Source organism: Rhodococcus sp. As11 (assembly GCF_048957735.1).
GTDB lineage: Bacteria > Actinomycetota > Actinomycetes > Mycobacteriales > Mycobacteriaceae > Rhodococcus > Rhodococcus gordoniae.
Genome location: NZ_JARDJE010000027.1, coordinates 21984 through 45205, shown reverse-complemented (window position 1 = coordinate 45205; position 23222 = coordinate 21984). Strand labels below are relative to the sequence as shown.

At 63.8% G+C, this 23222-nt stretch carries 23 protein-coding genes; 20 read left to right on the top strand and 3 right to left on the bottom strand.

All coding sequences use genetic code 11. The features are described from left to right. On the bottom strand, positions 1-257 hold a 257-nt coding region (locus tag PV766_RS22250; protein ID WP_143533473.1), incomplete at its 3' end, for a transposase. A gap of 89 nt (positions 258-346) precedes the next feature. On the opposite strand from PV766_RS22250, the gene PV766_RS22245 reads away from it, so the two are divergent. The 5 genes from PV766_RS22245 (at position 347) to PV766_RS22225 (ending at position 6809) form a co-directional block, all read left to right on the top strand. Next, the gene (locus PV766_RS22245; RefSeq protein WP_192379047.1) at positions 347-685 is read left to right on the top strand and encodes a histone-like nucleoid-structuring protein Lsr2; all 339 of its coding nucleotides are present in this window, start codon (positions 347-349) and stop codon (positions 683-685) included. 1715 nt (positions 686-2400) lie between these two features. Further along, on the top strand, positions 2401-3018 hold the full coding sequence (locus tag PV766_RS22240) for a hypothetical protein (protein ID WP_413768774.1): 618 nt from the start codon (positions 2401-2403) through the stop codon (positions 3016-3018). A gap of 9 nt (positions 3019-3027) precedes the next feature. After that, complete coding sequence (locus tag PV766_RS22235; RefSeq protein ID WP_421097919.1) at positions 3028-3663, top strand: RES family NAD+ phosphorylase; 636 nt, start codon at positions 3028-3030, stop codon at positions 3661-3663. Positions 3664-3981: 318 nt separating this feature from the next. After that, entirely contained in the window at positions 3982-4290 is a 309-nt protein-coding gene (locus tag PV766_RS22230; RefSeq protein ID WP_413768776.1) for a hypothetical protein, read from the top strand. A gap of 533 nt (positions 4291-4823) precedes the next feature. After that, positions 4824-6809 carry a cutinase family protein gene (locus PV766_RS22225; protein ID WP_421097917.1) on the top strand — a complete coding sequence of 662 codons (1986 nt, stop codon included), beginning with the start codon at positions 4824-4826 and terminating at the stop codon, positions 6807-6809. Between the two features lie 652 nt (positions 6810-7461). Here PV766_RS22225 and PV766_RS22220 read toward each other — a convergent pair. Both PV766_RS22220 and PV766_RS22215 read right to left on the bottom strand, forming a co-directional pair. Beyond that, the gene (locus tag PV766_RS22220) at positions 7462-8658 is read right to left on the bottom strand and encodes an amidase (RefSeq protein WP_271047990.1); all 1197 of its coding nucleotides are present in this window, start codon (positions 8656-8658) and stop codon (positions 7462-7464) included. Positions 8659-8723: 65 nt separating this feature from the next. Continuing rightward, positions 8724-10022 (bottom strand): hydantoinase B/oxoprolinase family protein, encoded by a 1299-nt coding sequence (locus PV766_RS22215; protein ID WP_421097916.1) that lies wholly within the window; start codon positions 10020-10022, stop codon positions 8724-8726. 51 nt (positions 10023-10073) lie between these two features. Between PV766_RS22215 and PV766_RS22210 the strand changes: the two genes are divergently transcribed. From PV766_RS22210 to PV766_RS22140, 15 genes are all read left to right on the top strand, one after another. After that, positions 10074-10853, top strand: coding sequence for a 2-keto-4-pentenoate hydratase (locus tag PV766_RS22210; protein ID WP_421097915.1), 780 nt, complete (start codon positions 10074-10076; stop codon positions 10851-10853). After that, positions 10850-11308: a RidA family protein gene (locus PV766_RS22205; protein WP_421097914.1), complete on the top strand. Its 459-nt coding sequence runs from the start codon at positions 10850-10852 to the stop codon at positions 11306-11308. Before PV766_RS22210 ends, PV766_RS22205 begins: the two co-directional genes overlap by 4 nt. Continuing rightward, positions 11305-11826 (top strand): 3-hydroxyanthranilate 3,4-dioxygenase, encoded by a 522-nt coding sequence (locus PV766_RS22200; protein ID WP_421097913.1) that lies wholly within the window; start codon positions 11305-11307, stop codon positions 11824-11826. Before PV766_RS22205 ends, PV766_RS22200 begins: the two co-directional genes overlap by 4 nt. A gap of 1 nt (position 11827) precedes the next feature. Next, positions 11828-12838 carry an amidohydrolase family protein gene (locus PV766_RS22195; RefSeq protein WP_421097912.1) on the top strand — a complete coding sequence of 337 codons (1011 nt, stop codon included), beginning with the start codon at positions 11828-11830 and terminating at the stop codon, positions 12836-12838. A 257-nt stretch (positions 12839-13095) separates the two neighbouring features. Continuing rightward, positions 13096-13365 carry a WhiB family transcriptional regulator gene (locus PV766_RS22190; RefSeq protein ID WP_421097911.1) on the top strand — a complete coding sequence of 90 codons (270 nt, stop codon included), beginning with the start codon at positions 13096-13098 and terminating at the stop codon, positions 13363-13365. A gap of 1555 nt (positions 13366-14920) precedes the next feature. Beyond that, positions 14921-15475 carry an aromatic-ring-hydroxylating dioxygenase subunit beta gene (locus tag PV766_RS22185; protein ID WP_421097910.1) on the top strand — a complete coding sequence of 185 codons (555 nt, stop codon included), beginning with the start codon at positions 14921-14923 and terminating at the stop codon, positions 15473-15475. 111 nt (positions 15476-15586) lie between these two features. Next, complete coding sequence (locus PV766_RS22180) at positions 15587-16921, top strand: aromatic ring-hydroxylating oxygenase subunit alpha (protein WP_421097909.1); 1335 nt, start codon at positions 15587-15589, stop codon at positions 16919-16921. Beyond that, complete coding sequence (locus tag PV766_RS22175) at positions 16900-17556, top strand: isochorismatase family protein (protein WP_421097908.1); 657 nt, start codon at positions 16900-16902, stop codon at positions 17554-17556. The genes PV766_RS22180 and PV766_RS22175 overlap by 22 nt, the downstream gene beginning before the upstream one ends. Beyond that, positions 17553-18818 (top strand): NADH-ubiquinone oxidoreductase-F iron-sulfur binding region domain-containing protein, encoded by a 1266-nt coding sequence (locus PV766_RS22170; protein ID WP_421097907.1) that lies wholly within the window; start codon positions 17553-17555, stop codon positions 18816-18818. The genes PV766_RS22175 and PV766_RS22170 overlap by 4 nt, the downstream gene beginning before the upstream one ends. A gap of 23 nt (positions 18819-18841) precedes the next feature. Beyond that, positions 18842-19036, top strand: coding sequence for a ferredoxin (locus tag PV766_RS22165; protein ID WP_421097918.1), 195 nt, complete (start codon positions 18842-18844; stop codon positions 19034-19036). A 38-nt stretch (positions 19037-19074) separates the two neighbouring features. Next, positions 19075-19848: an SDR family oxidoreductase gene (locus tag PV766_RS22160; protein WP_421097906.1), complete on the top strand. Its 774-nt coding sequence runs from the start codon at positions 19075-19077 to the stop codon at positions 19846-19848. Positions 19849-19883: 35 nt separating this feature from the next. Further along, entirely contained in the window at positions 19884-20897 is a 1014-nt protein-coding gene (locus tag PV766_RS22155) for a hypothetical protein (RefSeq protein WP_421097905.1), read from the top strand. A 46-nt stretch (positions 20898-20943) separates the two neighbouring features. Continuing rightward, positions 20944-22080: a protocatechuate 3,4-dioxygenase gene (locus PV766_RS22150; RefSeq protein ID WP_421097904.1), complete on the top strand. Its 1137-nt coding sequence runs from the start codon at positions 20944-20946 to the stop codon at positions 22078-22080. Then, positions 22077-22967: a carbon-nitrogen hydrolase family protein gene (locus PV766_RS22145; protein ID WP_421097903.1), complete on the top strand. Its 891-nt coding sequence runs from the start codon at positions 22077-22079 to the stop codon at positions 22965-22967. Before PV766_RS22150 ends, PV766_RS22145 begins: the two co-directional genes overlap by 4 nt. Then, entirely contained in the window at positions 22964-23221 is a 258-nt protein-coding gene (locus PV766_RS22140) for a hypothetical protein (RefSeq protein WP_421097902.1), read from the top strand. Before PV766_RS22145 ends, PV766_RS22140 begins: the two co-directional genes overlap by 4 nt. Position 23222: the final 1 nt, after the last annotated feature.

The following is a 23222-nucleotide window of genomic DNA, read 5'->3' as shown; positions in this document are numbered from 1 at the left end:
AGTTCGTCGAACACCCCGGCCCGAACCCAGGTCGTGAAGCGGCGGTGTGCGGTCGGAACGCTGACCCCGAACGACGGCGGCAGGTGCCGCCAGGCACAGCCGCTGGTAAGCACGTAGACGATAGCGGTGAACACGGCCCGATCATCGATCGCCGCCCGGCCGCCGCCTTGGGGCCGCGCCCGGAATCCGGGCAGCAACGGTTCGACGATCTCCCACAACGCATCCGGTACCAGCCGGGAAGACAACGCATCGACCACGGCAGTGCATTATGCCGCACAAACGATCTAGGCCATAAGAGACATGCTCTTAGACTCCGGCCGGATGCATTCGAAGAGGAGATCAACCTGTGGCGCGTAGAACAATCGTTGAGACTTTCGACGACATCGATGGAACTGCGTTGGACGATGACGGAGAAACCATCAGTTTCGCTGTCGATGGGGTGGAGTACACCATCGACCTGAACAAGAAGAACGCTCGCGACTTCCGGAAGAAGATCGACTACTACGTCGAGCGTGCGACCCGCGTCGGAGGACGCAAGAAGCGAGCCGGAACGGCTCGGTCATCCGATCCGAATTCTCCGAGCTCCAAGGAGATTCGAGAGTGGGCGGTTGAAGAAGGTTTCGAGGTTCCCGCGCGAGGACGTCTGCCTCAATCCCTCGTCGACGAGTACGTCGCTGCTCACTGACAGCTAGCTCTCTGCAGAAGCATCGGCTCACTGCTTCGCCCCGTCTTCGTCCACCGTGGTTGGAGCACTCGTGATGAGCCAAATCTAGGGAGGTCGAGTCAGTGCGATCGACAATGAGGAAATAGGGAGAATGCGTGGCCGTCTTCGGGTGGCGATAACTGGACGACCCTGCTCGAGTGCCCTGCCGTATCCGATCGGCAGGGCACCTTTGTATCTTTGTCGCGGACAGAATGTCAGGGATAAGAAGGGCGCGGTGAGGTGCTCGCGTCGATAGTATCGACGTCCTTCGATGCTGACCGATGTCGTCGCTATCCATTCAGCTGTTTCGGTAGTTACTGTCTTGGGGCACACGGCAGAGCGTAGGCCCTCGGGTGATGTGCGAGTCCGCAACCGCACCGTCGTCTTTCGCCGGGTGTGGTCTATCTCGAATGCCGCTCTGATACGGGCGGTGCAGCGCTACATCGAGCACAACATATGCGCTGTGGTCGAACAGGATTTCGATACTGACGACGTCTTCCATTACTGTCGATGGGCTCCGATAGCGGATCGCTCACGGTGGCAAGGGCGTGCCGAGGGACGCGAATCAGACTTGTGTGCCATCGATTTCGACGGACCAGCGCCGCCTCCTGCGTGCATGGACAGTAGGGACCACGAGATGATGCTCGAAAGCACCGGCGACCGTGATAAGTGCGTCAGCAAGGAAGTTCCCAAATGCATACGTCGGCGGAGTTGATGAGTAGGTAGTGAAGGGGCTGGAGCGCAAGGCTCGTCACTGGCGCGACGGTGAAACTACCTGGGATGTGCACGGCGTCCTGTTGCGTCTTGTAGTAGCCCCCCCGGGGCGTCGCGCGTGAGGACCACGGACGGCGGGGCGGTGGGCTGTCATCGCCCACGCGCTGACGAAGTCGTCTGTGGGGTCGTACGAGGGGAGTCAATTGCTAGTCGGCGGCAATCGGTCGAGAGCGGGTGTGGTGTTGCATTGGCGGGTTGGTAGTGCCGCGGTCGATGATCTTGCTGAGATTGGCGTCGATGTGGATGGCGGGTGCGTGTCTCACTGGTGCAGGGGACGAATAGCGCGAGCTCAGGGAGTTCGGAGGTCTGAACCGCCCGAGGGGAGATAGGGGTGCCAACGCGGCGCCAGTACGGCTCCGGGGTTCTTCCGTCATGACGGGTGGGGTGAAGGCCTGAGGTGAACCCCTCGGGTTTGTACAGTGACCTCGGCCGCAACGTCCCACGCGCGTGTTGCGGTCTGGCTGTGGCTCCGTCGACCGAGCTGCGGTGACGAATGTTCAACTCCATCTTTGGAGTGGTCGAGTCCTGGCAGGCGGCTCGCCCCTCGAAGCTGCCCGCCCTGTGCCCCGGAGTCCCTGATTCCGGGGCACGGCGACTCGGGGAGCGAACGCTATATATCCCAGTGGGATGATCGACTGTCTGCTCGAGCCGGCGATGGGGATCGTTGCGGAGACGATCATCCTGGTCGGCAGCCATGTCGGAAGGGTCGATCTTCGCTGTTCGATGACGAGAAGGTGTTGGCGGCGTCGACCCCGGTTTGGGATGTCATGGTCGTTGGAAGGGACGCATGATGGCCGTGGCGCGTTGTTCTGGGTCTATGTGGCTGCCGGCGCCGGTGTTGGGAGTCGTCAGGGTGTGCCTGCTCAACCGAGTTCGCTATCATGTATTTGCGAGCGTAAATCATCGCAAATCAGGAGGTCGTGGTGAGTGAAGCAACGACGGAGAGCCGCTATTTGCGAGGCGACCTCAATTTCGAAGATGCCTTGCGTGAAGTGACCGGAGTCGACATCGGCCGTGATCAACTCGTACAGATCCTCAAGAGCCTCCATACGGCGAACCCCGCCGGGCCCGCATTGTCCGAGCACGACGCACGCGTGCTTACCGATGCCGGATTCACCGCGAGTCCCGCCGCTGCCACGGCTGCGCGAGTTCATCGCGATGTTCGGATGGCCAACCTCGTCGCGACCTCGTTGTCCATTGCAGACGCTGCAGTCCGCCTCGGCGTCACGCCGGCTCGCATCAGGCAACGAATCGCCGACGGTACCCTGTGGGCATTCGACTCCGGCCGTAACCGCTTGTTGCCTCCTGCGCAATTCACCGACAGCGGGGCCGTGCCTTACCTCGACAAAGTCATGCCCCACATCCCGAAGGACCTGCACCCGCTGACGGTTCAGACGCTGCTCACGCAGCCGCAGTCGTCATTGGTCGTCGATGGCCGGCCGGTCTCGATCGTCGCGTGGTTGACCGGCAGCGCAGGCACACCTGAAGAGATCGAGATTGTGGTCGACGTGCTTGCCGCCGTCGAGTGGGAATCGGCGTAGATGGGGGCAATGCTTCCGCCGCCGCCCTCCATCGCGCAGCTTCGTGCGGCAGGTCTGCTGCCGAAGGAAGTACTCGAGTGGCAGCCGAGCGAGATCGTGTGGCGCGTGCACCGTACGACCGGTTCACATGTTCTTCCATGGAATGCGTTGCGTGAGTTCGGGCCGATTCTGCGGTTCGATCAGCATCCGCTCCCGCGTGGGGAGCATCCCGGCTACGGTGTGTGGTACGGCGCGTCCAGCCCCCGAGGTGCATTGGCGGAAGCGTTTCAATCGGCGCGGGTGATCGATCGCCATCGCGGTGGCCCTTATCTGACCGGTGTGCGTTTCACCCGCGTTCTGCGGTTGCTCGATGTATCCGGTATCGGTGGAGGTGCATGGGCCACTCGGGTGGGAGGCAACCATGCTCTCGATTCCGCACCGCACCGTCTTTCGCAGCATTGGGCCCGCACGATCCATCGCGCTCACCCTGGACTCGACGGGGTCATCTATCGCGGCCGGTTTGCCGGTAGCACGTCCGTGGCTGTCGTCGAACGTGCTGCCGATGCGTTTCCGCAACGTCCTGTGCTGTCGCTTCCCTTGTCGCATCCGGGTCTGGCTGATGCCGTTGATACCGCGGCGCACGAACTCGGCTATGTCGTTGTCTGATCCGGTTGCGGGGCATGGCCATCGCTCACACACCCACTGAACGGGGGAGACTGCCGATGTCGAGTGGCGTGTCGGCTGCAGAGGGAGGCGGGCTGGTCTCGGCGTCCGACGTTGAGCGGTACGTCGCCGTTGCCCACCTTCATGGGAGCCGATGAGGGGGCCTCGCGTCTGTGTTGTGCTTGGGACACGACGCTTTCGAACGTGAATTGTTCTGCACGAGGTCGGTGGCGACGGGCTGTGACGGTTGGGGCCTTTGGTGTGAGCCCTCGTGGTCTGCTGGCTGGTAACGGTCGGGGTCGAGGTTGCGACTCACGGTGTGTGAATCTTCATCAGGCGCCGGCCGCCGTTGCTTCGTCAGCCATTGCGTGTGCAGTGGTTGCCGTTCTGTTCCGGGAGTCCAGTGTCGCCGCCGTGTTCGTCTGTGCGGCAACCGTCCTGATCGTTGTCAGCGTAATCCTCGGGATGGCCCGGTTTCCTGCTGACCGCATGATTCGGTGCGAGGTGTGTCGGCAGCGCCTGGCCGGTGAGGAACATGGCGGGTTGTGCTCGGTCGCCTGTGCGGCGGAATATCGCGATGTGCTGGACCGGCAAGAGGAAGAAGACCACTGGTGGCGCGCCATCGCATAGCTCGTTGGTTGTCGCCGGGGTGGCGGGTGCCTCTTGTATTCGGTGGCGGGGGACTATCGGCCCCGACGTTGTCAGGACACCTGAAAGAGAGTTCGCGAGCTCCGGTGGCAGTCACCGGCATGAGAAGTAGTGGCCCGAAAAGCGATGTCTCCGGCTGACGGTCGGGTTCGTGTGATGCTCGCTCACATCAGGTCGCTGCTGTGCGTGACGACCCGTTCGTCGCCGGGTGCGTGAATCGTTCCATCCGATCGAGCGTGGTCGCGCCTTCGAAAGGGGACAGCCTGCGGGCAGACGATCGAGGCACCGGTGCCGCCTTTCGGGCCCAAGAGAGCAGCGGTCCGCGTTGTCGATCGGTGGCAGCTTCTTCAGTTCGTGCACGCTGCGAACGGACGCCGTACCGTCTCTGAAGATCGGCTGATCGTGCCGATCACGGATCGAAAGTGGGCTTCGGGACACGGTTCACCGCGTTGGGGAAATCGGACGTGTGAGCGAACGTAGGCACACATATGTCCTTTCGGCCATCAGAGGTACCCATGCCTGCCCGACAATCGAAGTCCCATCGCACCGCAGCGTTGATCGTCACCACCATCGTCGGTGGAGGCTGCACGCTGTCTACCGTTCCCGCGGTTGCCCAGACAGGGACGAGCGACTGTGTGCCGACGTTCAATCTGCTCATCCCCGGGACGTGGGAGACCGACGAGAACGCCGACCCTGCTGTGCCGGTGGGCATGCTCGCTCCTGTGGCGCACGCGCTGCAAAGTGCCCATGGCGACGCGGTCGAGGTGTACACACTGCCCTACATGGCGCGTGCCTTCGACAACGGCCACACCTACGCGGACAGCAAGGCGGACGCGGTGTCGAGAGCCACGCGAGTGCTCGAGGATGTCGCACAGTCGTGTCCTCGTACGAAGTTCACACTGACGGGCTATTCGCAGGGCGCCGATGCTGCGGGTGATCTCGCCTCGGATATCGGCAACGGCAGGGGACCGGTCGATGCGAGTCGTGTGCTTGCCGTCGGGTTGCTGGCCGATCCGGGCGCCGGAACACCGGGGACCGCGACGGTGGGTCCGCGGACGTCCGGACACGGTATCGCCGATCCACGGCCCCAGGGGATGGGTACTTTGTCGGGTCGGGTGGCCTCGATCTGCGATCCAGGTGATCTGTACTGCTCGATCGAGAAAACGTCGAACCCTCTGATCGGTTCGCTCGGCTCGATCTTGAGTAAGACCCCCAGTCTCGGCAACGTCACCACGCCTGGCAGCAACGCACAGCTTGCCGGCGCGCTGACCGCGGACTTCTCCGATGCGGATCTGCCGGCCTTGCGCGCCGACGTTGCAAGGCTCGGCCGGCAGATCACCGCACAAAGTGTCGATTTCGGGCAGGTCGCCGCGAGTGCGCAGTCGATTGAGTCGACTCTTGCTCCGCTGGCCGACCTTCTTACCTCCGGGGCGGCGAACCCGGCGGCGACCGGACAACTCGGTGCCGCGCCGGTCGGGACCGCCGAACATCACGCCTACGACGTGCTCACCCGAGCCGGAGAATCCGACCTTGCAGGTGCCGTCGACGCTGCCGTCGAGATCGCTGACACGGCACGAATGCTCACCGGGAATGAGTCACCGTCCCTGCCGACGTCAGCTCCCGAGATGCGTGCTCTTACGGAGAATGTTGACGCGTTGACTGGGCAGATCGGCCCGTTGGCGTCCGCCCCTGCCGATGTGCTTGCGTCGTCGAGCAGCGTGTTGTCGGTGCTCAAACCGACGGTGGTGATCGATCAGGTTCTGAACGTCGTGACCGGCGTGAGCTCGCTGGATATGCCCGGCATCCTGCACAACTTGACCGTGCTTCCGCAGAAGGTTGCCGCGCTCGACGCCCGCGGCGCCCATCAGGTGGCCGGGGAGTTGAACAATCAGTTCTCGCCGCTGGTGGAGATGGCGGCAGGTGTGGACTTGCGGTGGGTAGCGCAGGTGCTGGCCGTGATCCCGGATCCGTCCGGCGCGACGCAGATCGCGGCGTTGGTCGCGTCGATCCTGTCGAATGTCGACGTCATCAGGCTGGCCACGATCGTCGGTCAGATCCAGGAGATCGCATGGTCGGCAGTGGAAAAGGTACTTCCCCCTCCCGGTATCGCGCCCGACCCGGTGGGGGCCGCTGCGACGATGACCGGTTTGCTGCCCGTCGGATTGGACCTGGCATCGGTAGCGACCGACATGCTCTCGGGCAAGCCGACCAAGACCGCTCCTGAGCTACTGGGCAGGACCACACACGCTGCGTCGCCGACGATCACGAACCAGGACGCGAACCTGGACTTGTGGCAGCTGTCGGATCCACTTGTTGAGCTCTCACAATCCCAGGGCGCCGATGATCTGGCCTCGCTGGTCAGCGAAGGGCTCAGTGCCGCAAGTTTCTTAGCCTCCAACGCCCACACCAACTACAACACTCTCGTGGTCGACAACGCCGGCCGCAGTGCCATCCGATGGCTGTCGGATTGGCTCAATCTCCAGATCGGACGTGCCGTATGAATCCCCGCGCCCACAACCCATCCACCCGTTGGATCTGGTGCGGCCGTTGTCAACACCGGGGATACCTGACCCGCGGAGACGCAAAGACGGTCCGCAAACGTCACAGAGGTGAGAAGGGCATGGCAGTGTTCGCCTGCCCCCACATCGACGGGTTGTTCCACATCGGGCACCGCCCAGACGCCCTGAGCAGCGGGGAGATCGACCGGGGGCATCTTCATTCGCAAGCCATGCGAGCAACGGGAAGCTGACGGCGGGACGCATCCATCTCGGTTGCTTGCAAGGGATGCGCAGGTCATTGCCACGTCGGCGAGCCAGGTCAAACCAATGGCCATCACCGAAAGTCGCACGATCGACCAGTCGCCGAACCATCGGATCGGAAACGTTCCTGCGCGGTAAATGCCGCATGATCATGGCGGGCCCCGACGAACTGGATATCGATCGGTCCAGGCCGCCGGGTTGGCTCAACGCTTTGAAACCATCCCCGCGCCCAGATTCAGGTCGACTGGGTGAGGACTGCGACCAGTTCGGTGCTGACAGCACCAGGTGCGCCGAAGTTGACGGACCAGGTCGCCTTTCACCCGCTGCCTGTGGAGTGGGAGGCGACTCTTCGCGTCCTCGGTCAGGGTGACGGCCAGTGATCTCCGAGAATGACTCAGCGCGTGATGTACAGCGGTGGTCTCCTGGTGTGCCAGTCCGTGGTGCGCTGAAACTCTTCACCGATGCCGAACAGTAGTGATTCGTGATGAGCCGCGGCCGTGAGTTGAGCACCGATCGGCATACCCGATCGAGGGTGAAATCCGACCGGGAGCGCAAGCGTGGGTCCGTCGTGCAGGGACCAGGGATAACTGAACTGGCCGAGTCGCCGCGAGCGTGCAATGACGTCGTCATCACCGGCGATGGGCGGTACGTCGACCGGCATGGTCGGGGTCAATACGGCGTCGACGTCTGTGAACAGCGCGCTGAGTCCGCGACGGAACTCCGCCCTGGCGGCCAGGGCTGTTGTTCTCTCGGAGTCCGAAATGGACAGACCCAGGGACACACGCGCGAGGGTATCGGGATGGAACAGATCGGGCGACGATTGCACTCGGTCATGGTGGAGCGCAGCAAGATCCGAGTACAGCAGGGTGTATACGATGTCCTGCGCGTGAGCAGCGCCGGGAACATCGACCGGTACCACCTCGTATCCCACGGTCTGCAATTGCTGTGCCGCTGCGTCGATTGCGTCGCTGATGGCAGCGTCGACGTCGTCGGTGATGAATACCGACGGCAGCCCTATCCGTCGAGCGGGGCGAGGCGCCGGAGCCTGGTCGGTGCGCAGTACGTCGAAGAGGCGGGCAACCTCGGTTACCGATCGTGCCATCGGACCGACGGTGTCGAAGGCGTCGCTGACCGGGAAGACTCCGGTATTGCTGATTGCGCCCCAGGTTGGTCGCAGTCCTGTGATGCCGCATGCTGCTGCGGGTAGGCGGACTGATCCGCCGGTGTCAGTACCGAGGGCGGCGTCCACCAGACCTGCAGCGACTGCGGCGCCGGAGCCTCCACTCGAACCGCCCGGGACCCGGCTGGGGTCCCAGGGGTTGCGGACGGGGCCCGCGGCGGAGTTCTGGGAGGTGACCCCGACCGCGAACTCGGCCATGTTCAGCTTGGCGGTGATGTGCGCGCCCGCAGCGATCAATCTGCGGACGACCTCTGCGTGTGCAGATGCGATGCGGTCGGAGAAGAACCGGGACGCACAGGTCGTGGGTACACCGGTGACGTCGATGTTGTCCTTGACGCCGATACGCATTCCGGTCAGAGGACCATCGATGGTGGCGTCCGGAGTGTCGATCCAGGTGATGACGCTGCCCAACGTCTCGTCGAGAACGTGAGCGGTCGGGCCGCCGCTGGTTGCGGCGGCCCGACCTGTGGTGCCGCTCAGGACGTGCTCCCTGCGCGCAGTGCCGCAGTGGCTTCCTCGTCTACGGTCCAGGCTTCGGTGTCGACGACGACCCCGTAGTCGCGTCGAGCGTCCTCCGCCGTGAGGTACTCGTCCCAGACGTCGCTGAGGACTTGGAAAGGATCGCGGAGGAACGGATTTCCGAAACCGCCACCGGAGGGCAGCTTGATCTCCAAGGTTTCGCCGGCGCGGATGGTTTCCTGGGTGACCTTGGAGAAGAGCACCTCCTCGCGGTCTGTTCCGGCGTTGCGGGTGAACGCTCCTGCGACGCCGTCGTGACCGCCCAGCGCACCGGCGGGCGGGTCGGAGCGGTTGTCGGCTTCGGATCCGAGGAAGGTGTCGGTCTCCATGAGCCATTTGCGGACGCTGCCGATGCCGCCTCGCCACTGGCCCGGTGCGGGAGCTTCGTCGCGGAGTTCGTATCGGAGGGCACGCATGGCGTGGTTGAGTTCGAGTTCTTCGATGGGGTTGTTGCGGGTATTGGCCATGAGCGAGTCGACGGCGTCCATGCCGTCCTTGCCGTTGCGTCCGCCGTACGAACCTTCGTTGATTTCGATGTACACCCAGTATGATTCGCCGTCTTCAGCGACGCCGGAGTAGGCGATCGCGCACAGTGCAGCCGACGACCCTGCGATTGCGTGGTCGGGGAGCACGGGTGCCAGGGCGAGGTTGATGGAGTCGAAGATTCGGTTCACCTGGGAGAACCGGGCGAAGCACGATGCCGGGAAGTCCGGGTTGAAGATCGTTCCCTCGGGTGCGTATGCCCTTACTGGGCGGAAGCAGCCGTCGTTCTGGGGGACGAATTCCTCGGTCAGGTCTTCGTCGAGCAGGATGGTGCGGATCGCGGCCACCGCGACGGGGAGGACGGATCCTTCGAATGGCACGTTGAAGGCTGTGGGGACCTGGTCGTTGGAGCCGGTGAGGTCGATGAGGATGTCTTCTCCCTCGACTTGCACGCGCACGGCGACCTTGAGGGGAACACCGCGGTTCTTACCGTCGTCGTCCAGATAGCCGATAGGTGCTTCGTAGCTGCCGTCCGGGATTTCGCGGATTCGGCTGCGAAGCATGTTCTCCGAGTAGTCCATCCACCGTTCGCTGGCACTCATGACGGTGTCGAGACCGTACTTCTCGAGCAACTCGGTGAATCGCTTCTCGCCGATGCGCGCACAGGCGATGAGTGCTTCGAGATCGCCTCGGTTCTGTTCGGGTGTGCGCACGTTGTCGAGGATGTGCTGGATGAGGTAGTCGTTGCGGACGCCGCCGTCATAGATCTTCATCGAGCCCACCAACATCTGCGTGGCGCTGTGACTTCCGGGAGAAGAGGATCGATGGTAGCCAAGACATTGGACAGCAACGAAATTGACGCCTTAACCAAGCGACTGGACGACGCGCAGACCGGGGTCCACGACACCCCCAGTCTCGCGGACGACGTCGAGATGGACATCGACGACGCGTACCGCATCCAGGAAGCACTGCTCGCTCGGCGTCTGAACCGCGGGGAGACACTCGTGGGCGTCAAGCTCGGGTTCACGAGCAAGGCGAAGATGGCCCAGATGGGGGTGTCCGACGTGATCATCGGCCGACTCACCGACGCGATGCGCGTCGACAACGGCGGCCGCGTGAATCTGCAGAGGTTCATCCACCCCAAGATCGAACCCGAGGTTGCGTACCGCCTGGCGCGGGACGTCGATCTCGACGATCCCACCGTCGACATCGAATCCTGCGCCGAAGCGGTCGCTCCCGCAATGGAGATCATCGACTCCCGCTACCGGGACTTCCGGTTCACCTACACCGACGTGGTCGCCGACAACACGTCCGCGGCCGCGTACGTGATCGGCCCGTGGCAGTCGATGCGTGCCGTCGGCGATCTCGCGGTACGGCTCGAAGCAGGCGGACAGGCCGTCAACGGCTCGACCGCCGCGATCCTCGACGACCCCGTCAACGCCCTCCACTCACTACTCGAGGTAAGCCGGCGACGGCGCATCCCCTTACGTGCCGGCGATGTAGTCCTTGCGGGAGCTGCGACCGCCGCGATCCCACTGACGGCCGGTGTCGCACGATGCGAGATCGACGGTCTGGGCAGCGTCACGGTGGAGGGAAAGGCATGAGCGACAATGCCGCCAAGGTCATCGAACGCCTCGCGACACCCCGCGGGCGCTTCCCTCACGTGAAGATCGCGGGCGACTTCATGTACGTCTCCGGGACCAGCTCTCGCCGGCCGGACAACACGTTCGTCGGCGTCGAGGTCGACGCAATGGGAACGACGAATCTCGACATCCGGGTACAGACGCGCGCGGTGATCGAGAACATCCGGTCGATCCTCGCTGAGGTCGGTGCGGATCTCAGCGACCTCGTGCAGGTCACGTCGTACCTCGTGTCGATGAACGACTTCGGCGGATACAACGAGGTGTACGCCGAGATGTTCGACGAGACCGGACCCACCCGCACCACCGTTGCGGTGCACCAGCTTCCGCATCCGCACCTGCTCATCGAAATCCAGGGCGTCGCCTACGTACCCGCTCATCGCCGTACCAACACCCTCGACACGAAGGACCGCTCATGACCACCATCCCGCCCGTCATCGATTTCCAGAAATGGATCGCCGAGAACAAGCACCTGCTCGCGCCGCCGGTCAACAACCAGACGATGGCGCTGGGCGACGACTTCGTCGTGCAGGTCGTCGGCGGCCCCAACGAGCGCACCGATTACCACCTCGACCCGTACGAGGAGTGGTTCTACCAGATCGAGGGTGACATCCACGTGGACGTCATGACCGAGGACGGACCGCAGCGCGTACACATCCGTGAAGGCGAGACCTGGCTGCTCCCCGGCAATCTTCCGCACTCGCCGCAGCGTCCTACCGCGGGCTCGATCGGCCTGGTCATCGAGCGCGTGCGCCGCGAGGGCACACTGGAGACGTTCCAGTGGTACTGCCTCGAGTGCAACCACCTGATCCACGAGATCGAACTGCAGGTGCGCAACATCGTCGCCGACCTGCCACCGGTGTTCGTGCAGTTCTACGAGGACGAGCAGGCCCGCACGTGTGACAACTGCGGCACCCTACATCCCGGAAAGGGCTGACGTGAGCGGCACCATCGACGTCCACACCCACTACGTCCCCAAGGGGTGGCCGGATCTGACCACCGATGCCGGACCCGACGCCCCCTGGCTCCGGGTCGAGAGCGAGGCCGAGGCCGTCATAATGATGGGCTCCAAAGAGTTCCGCCGCATTCAGGCCGACGCCTGGGATGCGGAGATCCGACTGCGGGACATGGACGCCGACGGCGTCCGGACCCAGGTGGTCTCGCCGACACCGGCATTCTTCAACTACGGCCGCACCGGCGCGCAGGCCGAACGGATCGCGCGCATCTTCAACGACCTCGCGCTTGACATCGTCGCCCCCGCCCCGGACCGATTGATCCCGTTCTGCCAGGTGCCGCTGCAGGACGCCGACGCGGCCTGCCGTGAGGTGGAGCGCTGCGTCGCCAACGGGCATCGCGGAGTCGAGATCGGCAACCACGTCGGCGACCGTGACCTCGACAGCGAGGGCGTGGTGACCTTCCTGCAGCACTGCGCGTCGCTGGATGTCCCGGTGTTCGTCCATCCTTGGGACATGGACTCCTCGCCGCGCCTGGACCGTTGGATGGCGCAGTGGCTCACCGCGATGCCCGCCGAGACACATCTGTCGATCCTGGCGTTGATCCTGGGTGGCGTTTTCGATCGCATCGATGGCCGGTTGAAGATCGGGTTCGCCCACGGTGGAGGGTCGTTCGCGTTCTGGCTCGGGCGGATGGAGAACGCCTGGCACCGCCGTAACGACGTTATCGGCACGTCCGAGATGCCGCCGTCACACTACCTCGGTCGCTTCTACGTGGACTCCGTGGTCTTCGACGACCGTGCGCTACGCCTGCTCGTTGACACAGTTGGAGTGGAACGGGTGATGGTGGGTAGCGACTACCCGTACCCGCTGGGGGAGCGGCCGGTAGGGGAGGTCGTACGCAAGAGCGAGTTCCTGGACGTGGCCTCGCGGAATCTGATCCAGTGCGGCAATGCCGAGCGGTTCCTCGGCCTCTCCGATACGTCTGACGCATAGCCGGATTGGGACACCCGGCGGTCGATCCGGCATTTGCGAGTCATGTCTCACAGGTGCGGAATCGTCCGTACGGACGGATACGGCCGCCGGAATCTCCTGACGAAGGACAGGTCTCGGATATCCGAGACCTTGCCAAGAGACGTGGACCCGTCCCGGCTATGTGTACCCCTACTGATCGTCGATGGCTTCTCCCGTCTTTCCGGTGAGAGTCGAAGCCTCTCCCACCGTCCCTCACCGAGAAGATAGGACGAGAATCGATGGCATCATCGCGCCGACCACCTCGCTTCCGCCCGATCGTCGACGGTTGGCAGTGGCAGTTGCGTGCTCTCTGTCGGTTCACCGACCCCACCGTGTTCTTCGCGCAGGAACAGGAGAGCCAGGGAGTCCGGGTCAGACGAGAACGCATTGCCACCGGAATCTGCGCCCGATGCCCCGTTCGGCCGGAATGCCGCGCGTTCGCACGGATACACAAGGAACGGTGGGGCGTCTGGGGCGGGACCACTGAATCCGAGCGCCGGGCCTGGTGAGACATGGTCTGGTGTGCTCCCTGCGTTCTGCCCGGAAGACTGGAACGGCGGCCGTTGCGGTGCGACGGTCGGAGCGCCGAAGGAGAGTCTCGCAATCGTGCCTGCATCTATCGCAGTGCCACAGCAGTCACACGGGGCTCGTTGACCAGCAAGAGAGCGACGTAGACGAAGGACACGCGGACTACTGTCCCGGATGGGGAGGGAACCCGCGTAGAGGCGAAGGCGAATGCATGAGTTACTGCCCCAAGGGGCACGGCGGGAGCGGGTTGTTCTCGTCACTGTCCCGAGTGTCCTCACGGACCTTGCTGATGTCGATGACCGCCAGCTCGGGTGCGCAGCCAAAACCAGGGCGCAGTCGGTGGACGAGCCGATAGGAGGTCGCCATAGTATTGGCCGAATTTCGGGCAGACATGGCGTCATAGTCGGTCAGTGGGTTCGGGCAGTTCCAGGGCCCGATGAGGCGGGTCAGTTCGCGCATCGCCTGGATAGGGGCGGGGCACAGGTCGCGGTGGGCGAAGTATTTGCCGGGCCCGGGTCGGCGGTGGTTCACAAATACCGGGATCGCGGGTGCGGCCGCGAATCAGGTCTCGGGAGGAGCTGGGCAGTGCCGGCGTCCCAATACACGCTTCCCAGGACGTGTTCGTGATGGGCGGCGGGGGAGAGGAGCCGATCGATCGCAGTCCGAGAGCCCACCGGTATCTCCGTGTCCGGCGGAGTCGATCGCGCGGCCGAAGGCGGCACCTGCGGTGCGTTCCATCCTTGCTTGCGGCACCAGGACAGCCGTTTCGCGACCGCGGCGCGGCGCGCAATCCAGTATTGACCGCAGCTTGGACCCTGAGAGATTCAAGGGCCGCGCCGATCTCGTCATCGGACACCGAATTCAGGACCGGGCCGGACCAGGGAGCCCATCGCGGTCGCGAGCATCGAGTGGGTCGACGGACTTGACGATCGCGATGGCGAAGGTGCGGTGGGTGCTGCCGGGATCGAGGGTGTCTAGGAACGACTCGGGGGAATCGCGCAGGGTGCGGGGCGCGAGAGTTGAGCTGGTTCGACGCGTCGACGGCGCAAGCCGGGAGTGGCGTTACGTGCCAGTTGGCACAGGTGGGTGCGCTCGTCACCGAGTTGCAGCGCCCGGACGCCCGCCTCCAGGGCGCTGTCGGATGCGTCGCCGAGCCGACTACCGCGGCATCAACGACGTTGGGCAATCGACGCCGATGGGCACGAGTACGTCGGAGTGGTCACGGAGATCGGCGACGAGGTGCGCACCCATTGCCGTCGACGACTTCGTATCGGATCGTTCTTCGCCTCGGGCAACACCTGTTGGTTCGGCGCCGTGGCCGCAGAGGTCGAGCTAGGCAAGACCGTGGCTGTGGTCGGTGAATGCGAGGGGCCTGCTCGCTGTACCGGCCGCCAAGCAGAAGCAGCGCGCGGCTTCAGGTAATCGAACCGCAGCAGCACCGCTGATGCGATGCATCACACATTGGGGCTTGCAGTAATCCAGATCACCAGGCATCCTAAGTGCATCCAAAAATGTATGCACTTAGGAGGAACCTCGGTGGCTGCTCTCAACTCGCCCGAGATGCTGAACCCGCCGTTGTCTGTGTCGGATCCGAAGCACACCGAGGCGGTCGATTTTCTGCACCACGAAGCAGAACTGCTCGACAACCTCGAAGAGCGCACATGGCTCACCGAACTCGTCAGTCGCGACATCACCTACCGCGTGCCCGTCCGTGAGACAGTCGAACGCGCTCGCGGGCGCGGATTCCACACGGCGACCTTCCACCTCGACGAAACCTACGGATCACTCGATTCACGCGTGACCCGCGGCGAAACCAAGTACGCCTGGGCAGAGGATCCGCCGTCGCGTGTGCGTCACTTCGTGACCAATATCAGGACACGCGAAGCAGTCGATGGCGACCCGGATCTACTCGACGTCAGAAGCAATCTGCTGATCTACCGCACTCGACAGGAGCAGACGACCCCGCAGCTGCTTTCAGGGGAGCGGCACGACATCCTGCGTCGGGAAGACGGACGCTGGCGTCTACTGCGGCGAGTGGTCTACCTCGATCTCACCGTCATCGGAACCCACAACTTCTCCCTCTTCTTCTGACGATTCTCGTCCTCCACGCAATCAGGAAGTGCAGCTATGAATCCTGTGATCGACAGCGGTAGGCCTGACACGAAGGCGGCGTCGACCCTCACACCCAAGGTTCGTCAAGCGATGGACCGCATCGACGAAGGTCTGTCACGTGGTCGGATTCCTGCCGAAATCTTCGGTAACCCGGACATCTATCAGGCCGAGCTCCGCCGAATCTTCGGCCGTGCCTGGGTGTTCATGGCACACGAGTCGGAGATCGAAGCGAACGGCGACTATGTGGTCCGCAAGATCGGTGAAGATTCGTTCGTCGTCACCCGCGACGAGCACGGGCAGATCCACGTCTTGTTCGACGCGTGTCGTCACCGTGGCGTGCAGATCTGCCGAGCGGACTCCGGTAACTCCTCCCACTTCCGCTGTCCATACCACGGCTGGACATACTCGTCGGACGGATCCCTTGTCGGCGCACCCCTGTGGAAAAACGCTCTCGAGGGAATGAAGAAGGAGGACAGTGGCCTCGCCAAGGCAGCCCAGGTCGAATCGTTCCACGGACTGATCTTCGCGACCCTCGACCCGACTGCGCCGCCGCTGCGGACCTATCTCGGCGGGATGGCCTGGTACCTGGATCTGGTATTCGGTCTGGACAAGGACGGCGTCGAAGTGCTCGGCGCACCACAGCGTTTCGTGGTCGACGCCAACTGGAAATCTGGTGCGGACAACTTCTCCGGCGACGACTATCATCTCGGCACACTTCACAAGTCCGTGTGGAGTATCGGCGCGTTCCCCGTTCCGTTCAGCGAGAACATGATGGGCTACCACATCCAGGCATCACCGGGACATTCGCTGTCGTTCTCGATGGCCGAATATGCCGACGAGCCCGGACCCACCTTCTTCGGATTCCCCGAATCGATCGCAGAACACGTCGACAGCGAGAACATCTCGCTCGAACAGCTCGAGGTGGCGCGGCGATCCCGCGTCTTCGTCGGCAATGTGTTCCCCAACTTTTCGATCCTCGCGCTCCCCATGAGCGAGGACGGGGCCAATCACGCACCCACCGGCATTCTCACCATCCGAACATGGCAACCCAAAGGCCCCGGACAGATCGAGATCTGGAACTGGTTCGTGGGATACAAGAACATGACGCCAGAGCAGAAGGAGCGGACCTACCACGCAGCACTCGGCACATTCTCGCTGGGCGGTTCGTTCGAGATGGACGATACCGAACCGTGGCTCACCGTGACGCGGACCGGGGGTTCGGTTGCCGGTGAACTTCTCGGGTTCGAACTGAACTACGAGATGGGAATGCCAGGAATCGGCATGGCAACGCCGGTATCCGATTGGCCGGGCCCCGGCAAGGTGTACTGGACGCGCTACGAGGAAGGTGTCCAACGCAACCTGTATCAATTCTACGCCGACATGATGCGCTCCGAACCGGGCGAGTGGCCGGAGTTCGAGTTTTGAAGGCCGACAGGGGAGTCCGAGACAGATATGTGTCCGGTGGCCTGCTCGGAAAGCTGACACCCGGACGCAACATCGCCGTGGTGGTGGTCGACCTGCAATACGGTTTCACCGAAACTCGGTACGCCCCAGGATTCGATCTCCACGAGGTGGTCTCCGGTACCCGGACACTGGTCGATGCAGCACGCGAACACGGTGTACCCGTGTGGTTCACGACCATCGCCTTCCCGGCGGACAACGACGGCCGAGGTGCCACCTGGCTTGCCAAGATGCCGGCGCTGACCGGCTTGCGGGAAGGCCACCGCAGCACCTTGATCGACGCTCGTCTCGGCATGCGCGCGGACGAGAGCCTTGTGGTCAAACAAACCGCTTCGGCGTTCGCGCACACCGACCTTGCGGAGCAACTGCACGGATCCGGAATCGACACGATCGTCGTTGCCGGAGCGACCACTTCCGGCTGCGTTCGGGCCACCATCGTGGATGCGTGCGCCGCAGACATCCCCGCATTCGTGGTCCGCGAATGCGTGGGCGACCGCGAGAGAGCACCTCATGATGCGTCGCTGTTCGACATCGAGGCGAAGTACGGCGATGTCGTCTCACTCAACCAAGCACTCGACCTTGTCAGGGGAAAGCGATGACAACCTCGATCGACACGACCCTGTACCGAGCCCCCTCTCTGGACACACCCGCCCGGGTCGTGGGTTCCACACCGCCACGGCTCGTGCTGCCGGGCGTCGACAGCCTCGACTGGGGACTACAGAACGAACGTGAACTCGGCTTCTTCGGCGAACCCATCGACGGGTCCGACTTTCTCATCGAACTCGAACGCTCGGGCCTGCGAGGGCGTGGCGGCGCCGGATTTCCCGCGCACCTCAAGTGGGCAACGGTCGCGGAGGCAGCCGGACCGAAAGTCGTCGTGGCCAACGGGCACGAAGGGGAGCCGGCGTCGCTGAAAGATACCTGGTTGCTCACGCGCAGACCCCACCTCGTACTCGACGGGTTACTGCTGGCAGCCGCGACGGTCGGTGCGGACGAAGCCATCGTCTACGTATCTCGACCGGAGACCGTGGCCGCAGTGGAGCGCGCGATCGACGATGTTCGCACGGCAGGACTCGTCCCTGAGAACATCCGGATCAGCGTGCACCGTGCCGAGCACACCTATGTCGCGGGTGAGGAGTCCGCGGTGTGCCGGTCAATCGACGGATTTCCCGCGAAACCGACCAGTAAGCCGCCGCGCCCTTTCCAGCAGGGAGTACACGGTCTGCCGACGTTGATCAGCAACGTCGAAAGCCTTGCGCACGCTGCGTGGATCCGGGTGCACGGTGCCACCGAATTCGCTTCGGTCGGGAGCGCCTCTTCGAAGGGCACAGCGTTGTTCACCCTCACCGGTGCCTGCACCTCACCGGGGGTCTTCGAGATGTCGTTGGGATCGCCGCTGCTCGACCTCGCATCTGCCGGTGGGACGGTGACACCGATGACGGGTGTGCTCATCGGGGGCTGGTTCGGGGGAATCCTCACCGGGGATCATGGCGCGACGCTGTGCTGCTACGACGCGATACGTGCGATCGGGAGCGGTCTGGGATGCGCCGCCGTCACCGTGCTGGGCCCCGACGACGACATCATCGAGATCGCAGGCGAACTCAGTGCCTGGTTCCAGCACGAATCCGCGAAGCAATGCGGAACGTGTGTGAGCGGCACGAACGCGATCGCGCGTGCGTTCCGGCAGGTGCTTCGCGGTGACGACGATCCGTCGCACAGGCAGAACTTGATCCGCTGGGGAGCGACGACACCCGGACGCGGTGCATGCGGCTTCATCGATGGAGCCTTCACGCTTGCCCGCACTGCGGGAGCCGAACTCGCTCGGCGGCACGCCAATTCGAACGAGGGAGTGCTTCCGTGAAAGTTGATCACGAGATCGAGGTCATGAAAGTGACCGTCGACGCGACGAAGTGCGACGGCTATGGCATCTGCTTCGATGTCTGCCCGTCTGTGTTTCGGTTCGACGAGTGGGGCTATGCCGTCGCCGCCGGAGACGGAACCGTTCCCCGTAAGGATCGTCAGAAGGCACGGCGTGCGATCTCGCTGTGCCCGGAACGGGCGATCCGCGAGATCACCTGACGCCGCGCGTCCACCCAACAGCCTACGAAGGAGTCATCGTGTATCTCGGTCTCGACAAAGGAGTCGCACTGGTCACCGCGGCATCCCGCGGAATCGGGCGGGCAACCGCCGAACGTCTCGCGATGGAAGGCATGACGGTCGTCGTGGCGTCGCGCAGCGTCGGAAGTGAACGCGAGGACCTCGGCGAAGGATATATCGTTCCGATCGAGGTAGATCTCGCTGATGCGGAGGCCACTGCAGCTCTTGTCGATACGGTCGTCGATGCATACGGAAGCCTCGAAGTCGCCGTGCTGAACACACCGGGACCACGCATCGTCCCCGCACTCGACACGTCGTGGTCGGACTGGCGGGCCGCACACGATCTACTGCTGCGCCCGGTCGTCCAACTCGGCACTGCCGCAGCGAAACAGATGCAGAAGCAACGGCGCGGCTCGATCGTCCTGATGTCGTCGACCTGGGTGCGCCAGCCCGCCGCAGGCGGTGTGTTGTCGTCGGCATACCGCTCGGCCGCATCGGCGTTCGTGAAGACACTTGCGAACGAAGTGGCTTCCGAGGGTGTGCGTGTCAACCAGGTCATGCCCGGCGCGACCGGAACAGCCCGCATGCACGGCATCGTCGAGATGAAAGCGCGCAACAACGCCACCGCAGTCGACGACGAGATCGCAAAGGTGGTGCACGACATTCCCCTCGGCCGATGGGCGGAGGCGAGCGAGATCGCGGACACGGTCGCGTTCCTGGCCTCCCCCCGGGCCGCATTCATCACCGGCACGTCCCTGTCCGTGGACGGCGGCGCAGTGCGCGCTGCGCACTGACAACCGAGCCGGATACAACGATACGAGGAGCAGACATGCCGAAAACCCTGACCGAGAACTTCGTCGAGCAGTTCACTCTGTGCAAGGTGACTGCGGACGAAACCGTCGGTATCATCGCAGAACTCGGACAGAAGGACGAGTACGTCGCCGCCGCAGTGGCTGCCGCCCGACAGATCGGAGCTGGAGTGCTCGTACTCCACGCCTCGAGCCTGTCCAGCCCGAATCTCCCGCCCTATGCAGCCGACGGACGAGAGGTCGCTCCCCTTCTCGCTGCCGCAGGTGAATGCGACTTCGTCGTCGACGTCACTGTCGGCGGACTGATCCACTCCGACGTCCGCACCCGAATCACAGGAAACGGCAAGAGGATGCTGTTCGTCGCCGAACCGAACGATGTCCTCGAACGTCTATCGGGCAACGCGGCACTGCGGGCCGCGGTCGAGACCGGCGGCAACCGCCTGCGATCGGGAAGCACCCTTCGCGTCACCAACGCTGCCGGCATGGATCTCACCGCCGATATCTCGGGCGAGAACCTGCCGATCACCCACCAGTGGGGATATGTCGACGAACCCGGTCGCTGGGACCACTGGCCTTCCGGATTCGTCGCCTGCTTCCCGCACGACCGGACCGCGGAAGGCCGGATCGTTCTGCAACCGGGCGACGCCCTCATCCCGTGGCAACGCTACGTGCGCGACACGGTGACGCTCGAGGTGGAGAAGGGGTTCATCAAGAGTGTGTCCGGAAACGGTGCCGATGCACATCTTCTCAACGACTACTTCGAGGCGTGGAACGACGGTGAAGTCTGGGCATTGAGCCACATGGGCTGGGGCCTGCTCGAGCGTGCTCGATGGTCGGCCTTCGACGTCTACGATCCCCGCACGCTGTACGGGCAGGAGCTGCGGTCCACGGCCGGAAACTTCATGTGGTCGACAGGATCCAATCGCTTCGCCGACCGCGAAACCCCGGCGCACCTCGACATCCCGATGCGAGGCTGCACCGTCGAGATCGACGGTGTGGCAGTGGTACGCGACGGCGCTCTTGTCGCCGACTGAACGCGATCGACCCCGAACCGGATCGACGAAGAAGGATGTGACCGACATGGACAAGAGCACGATCGAAGCTGCCATCCTCGCGATGGCGCGCGACACCGACCTGCTCGCGGCAGTGAAGCACGAACCGTCGCAGGCACCGAAACTACTGGGTATCGACGAGGACTGGGCCGAAACCATCTTGACCGGAAACCGCGACCGACTGCGGTCGATCGGGCTGGGTGACGGGCTGACGATTCTCGTCAGCCGCTGGTTCAACGACGACCTCGGTGACGCTTCGAGTGCCGGTGGATTCGTGGTGGACGAGTCGATGTCGCTTCCGACACCGGATGTTCCCCGCAACCTGGTGTTCGCCGGCGGGTGCTCGCACGTGCCGGACCTTCTGGCCCGACCGGAGATCGACCCCGACGACGCGGTGGCACGCCTGCTCGCAGGCTACGACAAGTTGGCGTCGGACATCGCCGCGGCAGACCCCGATGTCATCCTCGTGTCCGCGGACTGTCACTTCCAGAGTTTCGACACCGGACATTTCGTGCTCGGCGTCGGCGAACGTCATACCGGGTCGATGGAGTTCTTCAAACGACCCGACCTGGACCTCGACCTGACCGGACATCCCGATCTCGCGCGGTCGCTCGCGGACGCGATCCGAGCGGGAGGACTCGAGGTGGAGGAGGCGCCGCGCGTCGATCTCGACCACGGTCTGGTCGTACCCCTACGCCTGCTCCTGCCTCGGCCCGATCTACCTGTCATCCCGGTCATCACCCAGCCGGCACGGAGCTTCTCACCGTTCAACGCCCGACGGTTCGGTGAGGCGATGCGCAGCGCGATCGACAACTCCGGCCTGAAAGTTGCGTTTCTTGCCACAGGTGGACTGTCGCACTGGCTCGACCCTGGGCACTTCGGGGGTGTCGACACCGCGTTCGACACGTACATTCTCCAATTGCTCCAGAGTGGCCGCGGGCTGGACATGTGCTCACTCGAGCCATTTCCTCTGCTCGAGCATGGTCAGTACGAGATCCTCAACTGGATGATCATGCTCGGGGTAACTGGGCCGGCCGTCCGCGGAAACGTCTATGCCTATGAGCCGATGGAAGCATCCGGCGGTGGGTGGACCGTCGTCGACATGGATCTCGACGAGGCCAGGGAACGATCCGGAGCATTGGCAGCCAGGACGGGGCAGTCATGACGACGGCGTCCCGATCATTGAAGGTGGGCCTGACCCAGTGGCATGCGACCACCGACATCGACGGGAACCTCGAAGTGGCGCTCCGTTTGATCGAACGAGCCGCTGCCGACGGCGCCTCGGTGGTAGTGCTGCCGGAGAACGGACTGATGCTGGGCACCGGTGTGCAGATGCGGGAGACCGCGCTGAGTATCGACGCCGCCCCCGTCGTCGCGCTGTGCACACTTGCGCAACGTCTTGGCGTCGTCGTCGTGCTCGGTGGAATGAAGAACCGGGTGGCCGATCAGGTATTCAACTCTGCGCTCGTCATCGACACCTCGGGTGAGATCGTCGTGCGCTACGACAAATTGCACCTGTTCGACGCGCACATCGGAGGGCAGTCGTTCGAGGCGTCATCGATCGAGCGACCCGGTGACAGGCTCGTCGTGGTCGATATCGATGGAATCAAGGTGGGGCTGACGATCTGCTACGACGTCCGCTTCCCTGAAATGTTCCGCGCGCTGGCCGGTGCGGGTGCCGAAGTGCTTCTCGTGCCGGCAGCGTTCACACAGACCACCGGTGAAGCCCACTGGCATACATTGCTGCGGGCACGTGCAATCGAGAATCACGCATTCGTCGTAGCCCCGGCCACGGTGCATTCACCGACACCCGACCACGCGGATGCCTTCGCCACCTACGGGCACGCTCTGGCAGTGGGACCGTGGGGCAATATCCTCGCAGACCTGGGGGAATCGGCTGAGACGGTACAGGTCGTCGAACTCGACCTCGCGGAAGTCGACCGAGCCCGCGCACAGCTGCCCGTTCTCGCCGGCCGGCGAGACCCGCGGGTCTATGCCAGCAAACCGCACCTCACCCGCATTTCGACCGAACAGAAAGAGCTCGCGCGATGACCGACCAGCACAATCGGCACGACCTGCCTCCCGGGGTCATCGATGCAGAGCCGTGGAACGGCATCGGAAACGAGTTCGCGGGCGTGCGCTTCCGGAAGGTATCCACCCGCAACGGCGAACGGCTCGAACTCTACGTGCCTCGAACGGAGTCCGGCATTCTCCTGGACCCCATGGCGCTCGAGGTCCTCGCCGATCAGCAACCGGAGTTCTTCACCCGCCTCATAGCGACCCGACTCGGTTCTGCGGACAACTGAC

Excerpts from the sequence above, each read along its gene's own strand:
- PV766_RS22155 (WP_421097905.1), top strand. The coding sequence starts at position 19,884 with ATGCCGAAAACCCTGACCGAGAACTTCGTCGAGCAGTTCACTCTGTGC.
- PV766_RS22235 (WP_421097919.1), top strand. The coding sequence starts at position 3,028 with ATGCTTCCGCCGCCGCCCTCCATCGCGCAGCTTCGTGCGGCAGGTCTG.
- PV766_RS22145 (WP_421097903.1), top strand. The coding sequence starts at position 22,077 with ATGACGACGGCGTCCCGATCATTGAAGGTGGGCCTGACCCAGTGGCAT.
- PV766_RS22210 (WP_421097915.1), top strand. The coding sequence starts at position 10,074 with ATGGTAGCCAAGACATTGGACAGCAACGAAATTGACGCCTTAACCAAG.
- PV766_RS22225 (WP_421097917.1), top strand. The coding sequence starts at position 4,824 with ATGCCTGCCCGACAATCGAAGTCCCATCGCACCGCAGCGTTGATCGTC.
- PV766_RS22140 (WP_421097902.1), top strand. The coding sequence starts at position 22,964 with ATGACCGACCAGCACAATCGGCACGACCTGCCTCCCGGGGTCATCGAT.
- PV766_RS22215 (WP_421097916.1), bottom strand. The coding sequence starts at position 10,022 with ATGAAGATCTATGACGGCGGCGTCCGCAACGACTACCTCATCCAGCAC.
- PV766_RS22190 (WP_421097911.1), top strand. The coding sequence starts at position 13,096 with ATGGCATCATCGCGCCGACCACCTCGCTTCCGCCCGATCGTCGACGGT.
- PV766_RS22170 (WP_421097907.1), top strand. The coding sequence starts at position 17,553 with ATGACAACCTCGATCGACACGACCCTGTACCGAGCCCCCTCTCTGGAC.
- PV766_RS22205 (WP_421097914.1), top strand. The coding sequence starts at position 10,850 with ATGAGCGACAATGCCGCCAAGGTCATCGAACGCCTCGCGACACCCCGC.
- PV766_RS22180 (WP_421097909.1), top strand. The coding sequence starts at position 15,587 with ATGGACCGCATCGACGAAGGTCTGTCACGTGGTCGGATTCCTGCCGAA.
- PV766_RS22200 (WP_421097913.1), top strand. The coding sequence starts at position 11,305 with ATGACCACCATCCCGCCCGTCATCGATTTCCAGAAATGGATCGCCGAG.
- PV766_RS22165 (WP_421097918.1), top strand. The coding sequence starts at position 18,842 with ATGAAAGTGACCGTCGACGCGACGAAGTGCGACGGCTATGGCATCTGC.
- PV766_RS22150 (WP_421097904.1), top strand. The coding sequence starts at position 20,944 with ATGGACAAGAGCACGATCGAAGCTGCCATCCTCGCGATGGCGCGCGAC.